The sequence below is a fragment of the Streptomyces sp. NPDC059668 genome (genome assembly GCF_042734135.1).
Lineage (GTDB): Bacteria > Actinomycetota > Actinomycetes > Streptomycetales > Streptomycetaceae > Streptomyces.
This window is the reverse complement of the sequence record NZ_JBHWEL010000037.1, coordinates 15545-29613: the sequence shown is the minus strand read 5'-3', so window position 1 is coordinate 29613 and position 14069 is coordinate 15545. Positions and strand designations below refer to the sequence as shown.

Sequence of the window (14069 nt, the reverse complement as noted above, 5' to 3'; positions counted from 1 at the left end):
GGGGGGGCGGGGGCGCGCCGGGGGCCGGCCCCGCCGGCCGGGCGGCCCGGGCCCCCCCCCGCCGCCGGAGACCTCCGGCGCTCGTCCGGCGCCGACCGCGCGCCCCCGCGGGAACCCGGCCGTCGCCGGTGCGACCGTGTCGGTCTGTGGCCGCTGCCGTCAGGACGCCGCCGTGCCACCTGCGGGCACCGCGTCGTCCTCGCCCTCCTCCAGCAGGTTCGCCGCCGCGCCCACGATGCTGGGGTCGGGGCTGCCGACGACCTCCTCGTCCTTGTCGGTGTAGGCGAAGCGGGCCAGCACGCTGCGCATGGCCTCGACGCGGGCCCGCTTCTTGTCGTTGCTCTTCACCACGGTCCAGGGCGCCTGTTCGGTGTCCGTCTCGCGGAACATGGCGACCTTGGCCGCCGTGTAGTCGTCCCAGAGGTCCAGCGAGGCCAGGTCCATGGGGCTCAGTTTCCACTGCCGCACCGGGTCGACCTGGCGGATCGTGAACCGGGTGCGCTGCTCACTCTGGGAGACCGAGAACCAGAACTTCACCAGGTCCACGCCGTCGTCGACGAGCATCCGCTCGAAGGCGGGCGCCTGCCGCATGAAGCGCCGGTACTCGTCGTCGGAGCAGAAACCCATGACACGCTCCACGCCCGCCCGGTTGTACCAGGACCGGTCGAACATCACGATCTCGCCCGCCGTCGGCAGGTGCTCCACGTACCGCTGGAAGTACCACTGCCCGCGTTCCCGCTCGGTCGGCTTCTCCAGCGCCACCACTCGGGCGCCGCGCGGGTTCAGATGCTCGGTGAAGCGCTTGATCGTGCCGCCCTTGCCGGCCGCGTCCCGTCCCTCGAAGACGACGACGAGCCGCCGGCCGGTCTCCTTGATCCAGCTCTGCAGCTTCAGCAGCTCTATCTGCTGGAGCCGCTTGTGCCAGTCGTACTCCTTGCGCTCCATGCGCTGCTCGTACGGGTAGTTCTCCCGCCATGTGTCCACCGGGCTGCCGTCCGGCCGGATCAGTACGGGGTCGTCGTGGTCGGAGTAGTCGACCCGCATGCCAGCCAGCAGTTCCGTCATCCGGACCTCCTCTTTCCGTGTTCCGCGTATTCCGCCACTCGGGTTCTTTCCCCGTGTCAGTGGAACTGCGGAACGATCAGATATATGCCGTAGGCCACCACGGCCGCGCAGGCCAGGAAGCAGAGCCCGGCCTGGGCGAACCCCAGGGCGTCACTGCCGCCACCGCCGTCGCGCGTGGTCTCGGCGCGGGCGATGCCCAGCACGCCGAGGGCGAAGACGACGACCACTGCCACGGTGACTCCTGTGCTCACCGCGGCGACTTCACCGAGTGCGGTCCAGTCGAGATGCATGTCCGGGACTCTCCTAGGTTCAGGCGGACGTACCGGCGCCGGCCGGCGCCGCGGTACGGACGGAGACCTCGTGGTGGTCGTTGACGTTCGAGGCGTGGACCGGGTTGCGGCGCGAGGCGGCGACGATGAACGCGGCGACGGCCACCGCGACGAGCGCGATCACCACGGTGCCGAAGGTCCCGCCGTGCTTCACGACGCTCGCCGACACCCCGCCCACCAGCGCGGCGGCCGGCAGTGTCACCAGCCAGGCGAGCGCCATACGACCCGCGGTGCCCCAGCGCACCTCGGCCAGTCGCCTGCCCAGCCCGGCCCCGAGAATGCCGCCGGAGCAGACCTGCGTGGTGGAGAGCGCGAAACCCAGGTGGGCGGAGGTGAGGATCACCGTCGTGGAGGCGGCCTCGGCCGCGAAGCCCTGCGGGGACTGGATGTCGGTGAGCCCCTTGCCCATGGTCCGGATGATCCGCCACCCGCCCAGGTAGGTGCCGAGTCCGATGGCCAGGCCCGCGGACGCGATCACCCACACCGGCGGACCCGCGTCATGGCCCAGCGCGCCCGCCGAGATCAGCGTCAGCGTGATGACGCCCATCGTCTTCTGCGCGTCGTTCGTGCCGTGCGCCAGCGACACCAGCGAGGCCGAGGCGATCTGCCCGAGCCGGAATCCCTTCGTCACGGACTTCTCACGGGCCCGGGCGGTGATCCGGTACGCGAGGTACGTGGCCAGCAGCGCGGCGACACCCGCCACGATCGGCGAGGCCACCGCCGGAATCAGAATCTTCTCGAACACCTTGTCGAAGTGCACGCCGTGCTCACCCGCGCCGACCCAGACCGCGCCGATGAGTCCGCCGAAGAGCGCGTGAGAGGAACTGGAGGGAAGCCCGAGCAGCCAGGTCAGCAGGTTCCACAGAATCGCCCCGACCAGGCCCGCGAAGATCATGCCCGGGGTGACGAGCGTGTCGTCGACGATTCCGCCGGAGATCGTCTTGGCGACCTCGGTGGAAAGGAACGCGCCGCCCACGTTCAGTACGCCGCTGATGAGGACCGCTGTTTTCGGTTTGAGCGCCCCGGTCGCGATGGACGTGGCCATCGCGTTCGCCGTGTCATGGAATCCATTGGTGAAATCGAAGGCCAGCGCCGTGACGATGACGACCGCCACGAGGAACGTGATGTGGTCCATCCCCTGATGAAAGCAATCGGAGGCGTACGGGGAAAGAACCGGAGGCAAAGCCCACGCATGGCCGAGTGGAGGTGAGCGTGTGTTTGCGGGCGTATCGGGCGGCGTTCACCGGCGCCGGCGCCCGGCGGCCCGGCGCGCCGACCGTCATCTCCGGTCCGAGGCCGGGTATTTCAGGGTCGCCCACCCGCTCGCCGAACTGACTCGATGTCATGATTGAGACACGTGTTTGAATTGATGCAGGAGAATGAGCCGTGTCCTACGAACTTGTGAACCGCCTGGTCATCGGCATCGCCTCCAGTGCGCTGTTCGACCTGGCGGAGGCGGATGTGGTCTTCCGGGAGCAGGGGGAGGAGTCCTACCGGGCCTATCAGGAGGAGCACCTCGACGACACCCTGGGCAAAGGGGTCGCTTTCTCCTTCATCCGCAGACTGCTGTCGCTGAACGACCTGAGTTCCCCCGACGATCCTCTGGTGGAGGTCATCGTCCTGTCCCGCAACGATCCCGACACCGGGTTGAGGGTCATGCGGTCCATCCAGTCCCACCGTCTGCCGATCAGCCGGGCCATCTTCATGCAGGGACGCTCGCCGTACCACTTCATGCCCGCCCTGAACATGTCGCTGTTCCTGTCCGCGAACGAGACCGACGTCCGTGAGGCGGTCGCCCTCGGTCTGCCCGCCGGCCGGGTCCTCGGTTCCGCGGCAGCCGACGAGACCGACGACCAGGACCTGCGGATCGCCTTCGACTTCGACGGGGTGCTCGCCGACGACGCCTCCGAGCAGGTCTACCAGGCCGACGGCATCGAGGTCTTCCGCTCCCACGAGACGATGAACGCCGCCACCCCGCACGACCCGGGACCCCTGCGGGACTTCCTCGCCAGCCTCAACCGGCTCCAGCAGCGCGAAGAAGTACAGCGGGCCAAGGACCCGCACTACAAGATCCGTGTCCATGTCTCCCTGGTCACCGCCCGCAACGCGCCCGCTCACGAGCGCGCGGTGCGGAGTCTGAAGGGCTGGGGCGTGACCGTCAACGACGCCTTCTTCCTCGGCGGCATAGACAAGAGCACGATCATGGGGGTCCTCAAGCCCCACATCTTCTTCGACGACCAGGTCGGCCACCTGGTCGGCACGTCCCTCAACACACCCAGCGTGCACGTCCCCTTCGGGAAGATGAACGAACGGGACCGCGTGGAGGCCGCCGAAGCGCACCGGTGAACCCCCGCCTACATCGGCAGCCGGCGCACTGTGTCGTCGTCCGTCACCTCGTAGACGTCGACTCGCAGCAGCCGGCGTACGTGCACGGGAACCCGTTCGACGGCTCTGACGGACGACGAGGGCACGACCAACGCGTAGCGCGCTCCTGGTGCCTCGCTCGTCATACGGCGCAGCAACTGCCCGTAGGCGATGTCCGCGTCGATGCCCTTCTCGGAGGTCCGGCCCTTGGCCTCGCAGATCAACCGCTCGTCGCCTCGTACGGCTTCGACGTCCGTCCAGCGGTCTGTGGGGTCGACCGGCGTCCAGCCCTCGCCGAGCAGCCAGGTGCGGAACGCGTCGATGACCCGGTCTTCATCGCTGGTACGCGCGAGGAGCTGCCGCAGGACGGCCAGATCAGCCTCCTGACTGCGGCGCAGCCGGCCCCGCCCGTCCGCGTCGAGGTCGGACGGGCGGATCACCACGAGCCGCAGTCCGCGTGCGGGGATCTCGGTGTCCCGCCGGGCGTCGTAGAGCGCCCGCTGCTCGCCCCGGTGCACACCGCTGACGGTGAGCCTGTCCGGCTTGTCGAAGTGGGGTGTCGGCCGGTCGTGCTGGAGCTCGCGATACTCCACCACCAGCTGGTGACCGGGCCAGTAGGCGTCGACAGGGAGCTTGGCGCGTCGACCACCCGTTCCGGGATCTCCGAGCAGCCAGTCGAACTTGTGCTGGGTCGAAGCCGCTTCACCGAGCACCTGGTCGCACAGGCCGACCACGTACGCCTCGTCGCTGTCGTCTCTTGTCCCCATGGCCACGCATCATGGCACTCCCGCGGTCAGCGCCGGTGGGCTTCAAGCCGGCGGGAACGCGGGGCAGGAAACGACGGGACCGTTCCCGCGTGGGCGAGCGCGTGCGTGGGGAAGCAGGGGACCAGTCGACCGTCTCCCGCGCCCCGCGCCACGAACCGACAGATGCGCACCGTAGAAGCCCGGAGGCAAAGCGCTTCGTGCTTAAGGTGAGGGTCGGAGGTGGAGCATGCGAGTGGGCTTGCACGCGCTCGGTATCGGTGACGGTGCCCGTCCCGAGGTGATCCGCGCGGTGGCCACAGCCGCGGAGACGCACGGCTTCGCGAGGCTCTGGTGCGGCGAGCACGTGGTGCTCGTGGACGCACCCGCCTCCCGCTACCCCTATTCCGCCGACGGCCGGATCGCCGTGCCCGCCGACGCGGACTGGCTGGACCCGCTGCTTGCCCTGACCTTCGCGGCGGCGGTCACCAGTCGGATCGAGCTCGCCACCGGGGTACTCCTGCTGCCCGAGCACCATCCGGTCCTGGTCGCCAAGCAGGCCGCCACGCTCGACGTGCTCTCCGCCGGGCGGTTCGGTCTCGGGGTCGGAGTCGGCTGGTCGGCCGAGGAATTCGCGGCGCTCGGAGTCCCCTTCGCCGGGCGCGGGCGTCGCACCGAGGAGTACCTCGCCGCGATGCGCACCCTCTGGGCCGACGATCCGGCCTCCTTCACAGGGGAGTTCACCCGCTTCGACGGGATCCGGGTCAATCCGAAGCCGCTGCGCGGCGGCCGGCTCCCGGTCGTGTTCGGGGGCAACAGCGACAGTGCCCTGCGCCGCGCGGTCACGCTCGCCGACGGCTGGTACGGCTTCAATCTCCCGGCGGCCGACGTCCCGGCGCGCATCGCCGTCCTCGCCGACGAGTGCGCCCGCCATGGTCGCACCTTGGACGAACTCACGGTGGCCGTCGCGCTGAGCGACGGCACCCCGGAGCACCTCCCCGCACTCGCTGCGGCGGGCGTCACCGAACTCGTCGTCGTCGGCACACCCCCGCCCGATCCCGGCGCGGCGGCCACCTGGGTCGCGGAACTGGCCCGGACCTGGATTCGCCCCGGGGGATGACCTCGGGGGCGCGTTGGGGGGCGAAGACATCAACTGTCGTCTCTGACCGGGCCACAACCGGCTGACGACCGGTGCTTTCGAGGCAAGGCGTCAGCAATCCTGGGTAGTTCGGCCCGCGGTAGCGTGTGCGCATGGCATGGCAGCGCCCGACGTATCGGATGGTGGATGGGGAACGAATCGACGGGGCCTGGTGTCACGTATGGCGGAGGCCTCGCCCCGGGGCCCAGTGGTTCGTGGACGACCTGACCGTCTTTGCTGACGGCGCGATCATGTGCGGGGATCGGACCGACTTGGCCGGCCTGGAGAAACTGCTGGCGTCGGACATGCTCGCGCCGGCCGATCCCGGATTGCCCCCGCGCGCCGCCGAACCGTCGAAGTGGCTTTCACGGTATGCCGAACCGCTGACTCCGGAAGGCTTCCTCGCGGAGGTCGCCGACCGGATCGAAGCGCTGAGCGGCCGTTCGACCGCAGGGGAACGCTGCTGGGAGGCCGTCCGGCGCTACCAGCAGGAGCCGACCGAACACCATCGAGCCCTGCTGCGCAACGCCTATCTGGCAGTTCCACCACACCTGCGAATCTACGTCCTGGGCGACATGGACCACCAGGACCGTCCCCTGAGGATCCTGCTCACCGACCTCGGCGAGCACGTCGACGGGGACGGTCCTGTGGTGACGCAGGACATGCGCCAGTCAGCCGTGGACTATTTCCATCACGGGGACGATGCGGTGGCACGGGCGCTGGAGCGACGCGCCGTGCGATACGCGGACGATCCCGACAGGAGTCTTGGCCCAGCTGTCACCTTGCACGAGACCGTTTTTCCGCGAGGCTGGCCCGAGGAGCCGGGACTGTTCGTTCTGCGCAACGAATATCCGGTGCCCGTGACGTTCGCCGGTGAGACATACTCCTCGGTGCTCCACGGGTACTGGTCCCTTTCCGCGGCCGACGACTCCGATCGTAGGCGGATAACGGACGCTCCCACCGTTCGGGAGGCACATGAGCTGGGGGGACGTGCAACCCGGCGGCCGGACTGGCCCAGTGTGCGGCTCGCGGTCATGACCGGTCTGCTCAAGGCGAAGTTCGCCCAGCACATCGAACTGGCCGACATCCTCGTGTCGACCGGCGATGCCACCATCAGTTACACCGGATTGTCGGACTCCCCCTTTTGGAGAGACGCTGCGGACAGCCGCGGCCGGAACTGGATGGGCCGACTGCTGGAGCTGACCCGGGCCGAACTCGTCGCGCAGCGGTCTGTCGGCGGATGGCACTCGCCACCGGTGCTGGACCAGAGCTGAGTTCATCGGGCAACCAGCGCTCAACCGCCCATGAAGGGGGACCACAAGTTCCTACCGCACTGAAAGCCATGCACGGAGCGGCGGCGTAACTACGGCCGGTTCGGGTCCGGCCACTTCCCTGGACGAAGTCTTGCCTGGCACAGGCTCGTTGCCCCGGCACGGAGACAACCGACCGTGGCGTCGCCCACGGTTCCGGATTCGGCAAGGTGCGCTGGGTCGTCGAGCGCGCCTTCGCCTGGCTCCACCACTTCGAGCGCCTGCGAATCCGCTACGCACGCAGGACCGACGTGCATCTCGGCTCCGCGTCTCAGGATGAAGAAGGCGCCAAGACAGCAGAGTCCGACGGCCAGCCGAGTACGGTCAGCTCGGGCCACTGCTGCTGCCAGCGGGCGGCTTTGGTCTCGTAGACCTCGCGCGGGGCAAGCACCGGGTTGGGGCGCACGACGAGGTTGAACACGTCGGAGAGCCCGTGCGGCGCATAGACGCGCCACCGTCCGCCCGGCTCCAGGCGCACGCCCAGGCAGCAGGTGGTCGCCGCGAAGCTGTCGATGGCCGCCTCCGTGGAGGCATGGGGAGCGCACGCCACGCCGAATTTCTGCTCGTACCAGAGGTGGACGCGGGCCTCGTTGCGGACCTCGACCACCGTCGGCAGCCCGGTGAATGCTTCGCCGGCGGCCTTGATCGCAGCGTCCTCCGCCTCCCACGACAAGTCTCGGCCGTCAAAGTAGAAGACGTCGTAGTCCTTGATCCCGTTGGTGGGACGCCTGTCCGTGACCACGTTCCAGACGGTCTGGAACAGACAACCCCCCGTCACGTACCAGTTGGGCAGCTCCAGTCCTGCCGTTCGGTTCAGCACCTCTACCAGCACGTCGTTACGGGCCAGCGTGGACTTCAGTGCGGCAAGCTGCTCATGGAGCGGGAGGCGACCGATCATTGCCCATGCCTACCATGTGACGGGCCTACAGGGCCCGCACGTCCCTTCTGCCGCTACGTGGCAGCGCCGACCTCTTTCTCGCCTTCTTCGTCACCACCACGGATCGCGACTCGACCTGGTGCGGGGAGCGTCGTCCCGCCGGAGTCGCCCAAGGCCCCCTGGGCGCAGGGATGATGGCCGTCGGTGCACAAAAAACTGGGAGGCGCCGTGCGGGCGCCTCCCAGTCGAAGTCGGCGGCGAGGAAAGCGAAGGAACTTGTTTTCGGGACAGGAATTGAGAAGGAAGCCCCTTCATGGCCTCGCCTGTGGCAACGCTAGCACTCAGCCAGGGATCAAGTCCCGCAGATTTTCGAGGGTGATGACCCGAGAGTCCGGGTGCAGCCCCTCGGGGCGTTCGAGACCGATGTACGTCACGGGCTCGTCCGGGACACCGCCGTCCCACAGGTCCACGGCCGTCGCGTCGCCGGACATCAGGTCGATCAGGTACCGCACCGTCAAGTACTCGCGTTCCACGACGGCGCGCACCACCTTGGAGACCGACACCCGGTTCTCCTCGACCCGGTTGGCCGACGAGATGCCCTTCAGGTACAGGTGCAGCCACTTCGCGCGCCACCGGCCGTCGTCCTCGCGCCGGAACACCAGCGGCAGCGCCACTCGACCGACCCCGCGAAGCTCCGACTTCATCCGGACCGTGCGCGGCTCGAACGGCCGGCCCTGCTGGTCGCCGTCGCGCAGCATGAAACCGAAGAACGACTCCTCGACCTCCTCGAAGCCTTCGCCGTCGAAGATGTTGACCTGCGGAACGATGAATGCCCCGCGTACCCGGTCCAGGGACAGGTTGATGAATTCCGAGGCCCCGTCGGGCGCCTCGGTGACATCGCCCGAGTGCTCGCCCCCGACAGCTGTGAGGGAGGTGTAGGAGAGCCAGGAGTCGGTGCTGTAGTCGGTGTGGAGCAGCAGCGCCGAGAGGTCGTAGTCGGTCCGCTTCTCGGTCTCCTTCCAGTACACGAAGAAGCGCAGTTGTTCGCCGTCGACCGCCGACAGGGAACCTCGCGGCAGTACGCCGAGCCCGGCCGCGCTCGCCCGGCCGCTGAGCGGGAGCGCCACGTCGAGGACGTCGGGGTCGACCAACAGGCGGCCGGGCGTCGGGAGCCTGCGGCGCAGTTCGGCGTCGAGGGCGGCGATGAGTCGTTCGCGGTCGGCGGCCGGGACGGGCGGCCGGTGGTCGGGGGTCGCCCAGGCGCGGCCGCGGCGGTTGACGAAGATACGGGGTTCGTCCGTCTCCCGTTCCCGGTTGTGGAAGTGCTCGCGGACGGAGAGCACCACCCGGCCGGAGACCTCGGGGGCGGTCCGTACCGCGGCGGCCACCACCGCGTCCCGCTCGTCCTGGTCGGCGGCGATGCGCAGCAGGAGGTCCAGGGCGCGGAACAGCTTGCCGGGAGCGGACTTCAGCAGTTGCACCGCACCGAGGACGTCGAACTCGTCGAGCAGCTTCTCGACACGGCTGTCGAAGGACCGCGCCTCCTTCTCACCCCGCGCCACGGCGAACACGTCGGCCGCGTGCGGCCAGCGCGGGTACTCGTGGGGGTGGAGCCGCTCACCGAGCCGTTTGAAAGGCTCGCGGTGCGCGTGCACATCGGCCAGCTTGGCGGAGTTCGCCGCGACCACGGCGTCCAGGCCCGCCAGCAGCGTGCGGCGGACGGGTCGTGGGAATGCCCGGAACCGGGTCGGCTCCTGAAATGTCACGTCACCGCCCGACAGCGCGCAGGCCAGCCGCAGCACATCGACGACGGTGTCAAGAAGGAGGTCCGCGCCGGCGGCGAGACGCGCCTCGTTGACGACCGCCCGATTCTCCCGGACCGGTATCGACTCCGGCTGGGGGCCGAGTGCGCACCGTTCGGCGAGGGTCTTGAGGTCGCGGAGGTGGTCCTCGCCCAGTGGTGTCGTGCTGCCCGCCAAAGCCAGGTACAGGTCCGTGAGTTCGTCGTCCAGGTCCCGCCCGAGGTGCAGGACGGTCACCCGGTCGCCCGCCGAGGCGATCAGCTCCTCCTGCGCCGCGAGCATCTCCTCGTAGGTGTGCTGGTAGCGGCCGTAGGCGGGGAGGCTGAGCAGGTTCAGCACCCCGTGTGCCAGCTGCGTCAGCACGCTCTCGCGCGCAGTGTCGTCGCCGAGTGCCTTGGCGGCACACCGCATCCAGAACTCTTCGGTGTCAGGCACGTTCGCCGGGAAGTCGATGAAGTACGAGTTGTGCCGGACGTGATCGCCCACCAGCTCGCTCACGGTGCGCAGCGTCCGCTCGGCGGTGTGCACCACCGCGGCCTCGGACAGGCCCGACAGCCGCTCCAGCAGCTGGGCCGAGAGTTTGAAGCCCACGGACATCAGCGCCGCGTCGAACTGTCGTGCGGCAGCGGCTCCTTCCCCGGCGGAGCCCTTCGGGGAGGAGATGCGGTGGGTGTGCCGGATGACCAGCGATTCGGGACTGTGCGCCATTCGGGGATGATCGCAGAGGTGTGCGAGCCGGTGCACGGGAGTTTTCCGACGCGCTCCGGTGCCGCGATCGCACCGTCCGCAGCCAGGTCGAGTCCTCCGCGAGCGACGGTCGCGGGCAGTTCGTACGAGCCCGTGCGCCGGGGGCGCGGCGTCGAGGCATGGTGCGCGCACCCTGCGGCTCGCCGGATCCTCGTCGCCTGGCTGGGCGCGTGACGCATGAGCGACGACGGTGTCGACCGGCAACCCTGCTCCCGGACCGCGAGACGATCCCCTCCCGCGTCTCGGTGACCCGTTCGAGCGTCGTTTGACGGCCCTGCCCCCACCCTCGGTGGTCGGACTGCCCCGGCGGGCTAGCTTGAACGCACCGCCCAGGTGTGGGTGCACCTCACGCGCCACAGGACAGCCGTTCGAGCGTTCTCGTGGTCTTCCGGCGAGCGAGCAATGGAAGGGCCTGACATGTCCAACCACTTCACCGGCCTCAGCCTTGGGCCACCACTCGGCGACCAGCGCCTCGATCTGTGCGACCTGTACGCCTTCGGGGCGCCCGGCGATCCGAGCAGGACCGTTCTGATCCTCAACGCCAATCCCAACGCGGACGCCCTGCATCCCGGCGCCGTGTACCGCCTGAACATCGACAACGACGGCGACTACCTGACCGACGTCGCCTTCAGCTGGGTCTTCAGTCCACCGGCGTCCGACGGTTCGCAGACCTACAGCGTCTTCATGGCGACCGGTGCGGAGTCCCGCAGGCCCGAGGCGGTGGGCACCAAGATCGTGTCGGACGCCGCCGTCTCCTTCGACCGCCAGGCCAACGTGGTCGGCAGCGGAGACTACAAGGTGGCCGCCGGCAGCCGCAGCGACGCCTTCTTCTTCGACTTCGACGGCATCAAGAACCTGTTCGACACCAGCGGCAAGCGGAACTTCACCGCACCGCACCTGGGCGGTAAGTCGCCGTGGACCGGGGTCGACTCCAACACCACGGCCAACGTCTTCTCCATGGCCGTCGAACTGCCGACCGCGGAGCTGGCCCCCCGGCCCGAGCTCCGCATCTGGGGCCGTTGCAGCGTCCTGCGCGACGGCGAACTCGTCCACGCGGACCGGGCCGGGCACCCGTCGATGAGCAGCTTCTTCAACACCGACGACACGAAGGAGGAGTACAACGCCAGTGAGCCGGTCAACGACCGGGCCAGGTGGACGGACCAGTTCGTCCACCTCCTGGGGCACACCGGCGACTACTCCCGTGAGGAGGCGATCACCGCGCTCGACGAGCACGGCCTCCTGCCGGACGTGCTGCACTTCGACCCGTCCAAGCCCGCCGCGTACCCCAATGGCCGGACGTTCACGGAGGACGTCATCGACATCCGCGTCGCGTTCCTCACCAAGAACGAGGCGCCGCCCACCGGTCTGACACCGCACACCGACACCCTGGACCGGTTCCCGTACCTCGGCGACCCGCACCCGGCGACCACCACCTGACGGATTCCGGCAGGACCCCCGAGGCTCCGACGGCCCAACCGGCCCAACCGGCCCAACCGGCCCAACCGGCCCAACCGGCACAGCCGTCGGAGCCGTTCACCGATCCGTCGCGGGCAAGGGCCCGCCCCCGCACGCCCGAAGGCGGCTGCGGGGCCCGTCCACCCGGCGCCCGCAAGACCGGAGCCGAGGCCGCCGTGCGCGCCGAGGGAGACCTGCTGCACGCGTGGTCGCCCGTGATGCGGAAGATCATGGGCGCGGTCGCCCCGTGCACCGTGGGCACGTCCCGGGCCCACGCCTGTGATCCGGAGGCGCACCTGACGCCCTGGTCGTCTACACGGCCGAGCCAGACTCCGCGACGGCCCGCGCCCTGCCGATCCTGGCCGCCTGGAACGCCGAAGTCCGTCCCTGAGCGGACCGGCGTTCGCTGTCGGACAGCGCGGGCACCGTGGCCGTGGCGCACCGGGGCAGGGCCGCCGCGCGCCGAACAACTGTCGACGCCCCACTGATGGCACCGCGGTCTCGCCGGCGGCCCCCGGGGTCCGGCGCGGATCCTGCCACAGCCTGACAACTTCCTGATATTCGCACGTCATGTTGGCTTCGTGTCCCGGTCGCGTACGGCGTCGGTATCGCGACGGGTGGCTTCCGCGCGCGGCGGTGACGGCGAGTCGAAAAGTCGCGCACCGGCCGCGACCGTGCGGCTCTCGCACACGGTCCCGCGTCACCACGCCGTAGTCGGCGCCGTGCCGCCGGAACCGGATCCGGCCTCCCGGATCCGGTGGGACACACCACCCGACGCGAAAGACGGAGCTCCCATGCACCACATCCGCCCGGCCGCGGCCCTCGCGGTCCTGTCGATCTCGGTCTGTCTGCTGGCCGGCTGCAGCACCGGACCCGCAGGCGGCAGCGACCGTGCGCAGGCCTCTCCCGTCGCGGCCGGAGCCGTCGACACCCCGCGCATACGACTGAACGCCGCCGACGGACAGAGGCACGTCTCCGTCAGACGCGGCGGGCGGGTCACGGTCTCCGCAGGCAAGATCAGCAAGGTGACCCTGGCCACCGTGAAGGGCCGGGCCGTCCACGGTGCCGTCTCCTCAAGTGGCGCGACCTGGGCGCCAGATGGCGTCCTCGACCACGACACCGCCTACCGGCTGACGGTGGTGGCCACCGGCGCCGGGGGCCGCGAGGCGACGAAGGAGATCGCGTTCACCACGGTCGCCACGTCCGACCGCTTCACCGGCACGTTCACCCCGGGTGACGGTTCCACGGTCGGAGTGGGGATGCCCGTGTCGTTCACCTTCGACAAGGCGATCACCGACAGGAAGGCCGTGGAGTCGGCCATCGACGTCAGCTCCAGCAGTGGACAGCCCGTCGTCGGCCACTGGTTCGGCCCCCGGCGCCTCGACTTCCGTCCCCAGCAGTACTGGAAGGCCCACTCGGTCATCACCGTCGGGGTCCATCTCGACGGGGTCAGAGGTGCCAAGGGCGCGTACGGCGAACAGGACAGGACGGCCCGCTTCACCGTGGGCCGCGGGCAGGTGTCCACCGTGGACGCCTCCACGCACCGGATGACGGTCGTCCGGGACGGCAAACCCCTGAGGACACTGCCCATCACGGCGGGCGCCCCGAGTTCGACCACGTGGAACGGGCGGATGGTGATATCGGAGAAGCTGGCCAGCACCCGGATGGACGGGGCCACGGTGGGGTTCGCCGGTCAGTACGACATCCCGGACGTCCCGCACGCCATGCGCCTGTCCACCTCGGGCACGTTCGTGCACGGCAACTACTGGGGCCCCGACTCGGTGTTCGGGCACTCCAACATCAGCCACGGTTGCGTGGGACTCAACGACGTCAAGGGCGGCGGCGACTCCCACCAGGACGGCGCCTGGTTCTTCGACCACTCCCTCGTCGGCGACGTGGTCGTGGTGCGGAACTCCGACGACCGGACGATCGCCCCCGACAACGGCCTCAACGGCTGGAACATGTCGTGGGACGAGTGGCAGGCGGGCTCCGCGCGCTGACACGGAAGCCGCACGCGTAGGTCCTCCTGTCACGTCGACCGCACGAGGGCGTTCGGCAGGAACGGGACCTGGTGAGGTCGGTCCGGTGGGGTCCGGGCCGGGCCGCCGGCGGTGCCGGAGCCTCGGGGGGGGGGGGCCGCGGGCCCCCCAGGGGGGCGGGGGGCGAACCACCGGGGGTGTAAAATATCATTGTAGTGCGAGTGGGCGGGAGAGAGTGGTTTTTGGGGTGGTTGGACCAA

Annotated in this window: 11 protein-coding genes and 1 pseudogene; 6 read left to right on the top strand and 6 right to left on the bottom strand. The window is 69.5% G+C overall.

Annotated elements, in window-relative coordinates:
* Positions 1-159: 159 nt before the first annotated feature.
* The 3 genes from ppk2 to ACFV2J_RS24815 are packed head-to-tail and all read right to left on the bottom strand — an operon-like array spanning position 160 to position 2529.
* Positions 160-1065: a polyphosphate kinase 2 gene (gene ppk2, locus ACFV2J_RS24825; RefSeq protein WP_385091699.1), complete on the bottom strand. Its 906-nt coding sequence runs from the start codon at positions 1063-1065 to the stop codon at positions 160-162.
* Between the two features lie 56 nt (positions 1066-1121).
* The gene (locus ACFV2J_RS24820; RefSeq protein WP_385091696.1) at positions 1122-1355 is read right to left on the bottom strand and encodes a hypothetical protein; all 234 of its coding nucleotides are present in this window, start codon (positions 1353-1355) and stop codon (positions 1122-1124) included.
* A gap of 19 nt (positions 1356-1374) precedes the next feature.
* The gene (locus ACFV2J_RS24815) at positions 1375-2529 is read right to left on the bottom strand and encodes an anion permease (RefSeq protein WP_385440618.1); all 1155 of its coding nucleotides are present in this window, start codon (positions 2527-2529) and stop codon (positions 1375-1377) included.
* Positions 2530-2780: 251 nt separating this feature from the next.
* On the opposite strand from ACFV2J_RS24815, the gene ACFV2J_RS24810 reads away from it, so the two are divergent.
* Entirely contained in the window at positions 2781-3740 is a 960-nt protein-coding gene (locus tag ACFV2J_RS24810; protein WP_385090425.1) for a 5'-nucleotidase, read from the top strand.
* An 8-nt stretch (positions 3741-3748) separates the two neighbouring features.
* Here ACFV2J_RS24810 and ACFV2J_RS24805 read toward each other — a convergent pair whose 3' ends face one another.
* Positions 3749-4525, bottom strand: a complete 777-nt coding sequence (locus ACFV2J_RS24805) for a hypothetical protein (protein ID WP_385090422.1) — start codon at positions 4523-4525, stop codon at positions 3749-3751.
* A 226-nt stretch (positions 4526-4751) separates the two neighbouring features.
* Between ACFV2J_RS24805 and ACFV2J_RS24800 the strand changes: the two genes are divergently transcribed.
* From ACFV2J_RS24800 to ACFV2J_RS24790, 3 genes and pseudogenes are all read left to right on the top strand, one after another.
* Positions 4752-5621: an LLM class F420-dependent oxidoreductase gene (locus ACFV2J_RS24800; RefSeq protein ID WP_385090419.1), complete on the top strand. Its 870-nt coding sequence runs from the start codon at positions 4752-4754 to the stop codon at positions 5619-5621.
* A gap of 233 nt (positions 5622-5854) precedes the next feature.
* Complete coding sequence (locus ACFV2J_RS24795) at positions 5855-6913, top strand: NADAR family protein (protein WP_385090416.1); 1059 nt, start codon at positions 5855-5857, stop codon at positions 6911-6913.
* A 173-nt stretch (positions 6914-7086) separates the two neighbouring features.
* Positions 7087-7320 (top strand): annotated as a pseudogene (locus ACFV2J_RS24790) (hypothetical protein); the annotation flags it as partial.
* Here the strand turns inward: ACFV2J_RS24790 and ACFV2J_RS24785 are convergent.
* Entirely contained in the window at positions 7221-7847 is a 627-nt protein-coding gene (locus ACFV2J_RS24785) for a nucleotidyltransferase family protein (protein ID WP_385090413.1), read from the bottom strand. The pseudogene ACFV2J_RS24790 and the gene ACFV2J_RS24785 sit on opposite strands and share 100 nt — an antisense overlap.
* A 320-nt stretch (positions 7848-8167) precedes the next feature.
* Positions 8168-10336 carry a TerD family protein gene (locus tag ACFV2J_RS24780; protein ID WP_385090411.1) on the bottom strand — a complete coding sequence of 723 codons (2169 nt, stop codon included), beginning with the start codon at positions 10334-10336 and terminating at the stop codon, positions 8168-8170.
* 456 nt (positions 10337-10792) lie between these two features.
* On the opposite strand from ACFV2J_RS24780, the gene ACFV2J_RS24775 reads away from it, so the two are divergent.
* On the top strand, positions 10793-11812 hold the full coding sequence (locus tag ACFV2J_RS24775) for a DUF4331 family protein (protein WP_385090409.1): 1020 nt from the start codon (positions 10793-10795) through the stop codon (positions 11810-11812).
* 812 nt (positions 11813-12624) lie between these two features.
* On the top strand, positions 12625-13830 hold the full coding sequence (locus ACFV2J_RS24770) for an Ig-like domain-containing protein (RefSeq protein WP_385090407.1): 1206 nt from the start codon (positions 12625-12627) through the stop codon (positions 13828-13830).
* Positions 13831-14069 lie beyond the last annotated feature (239 nt).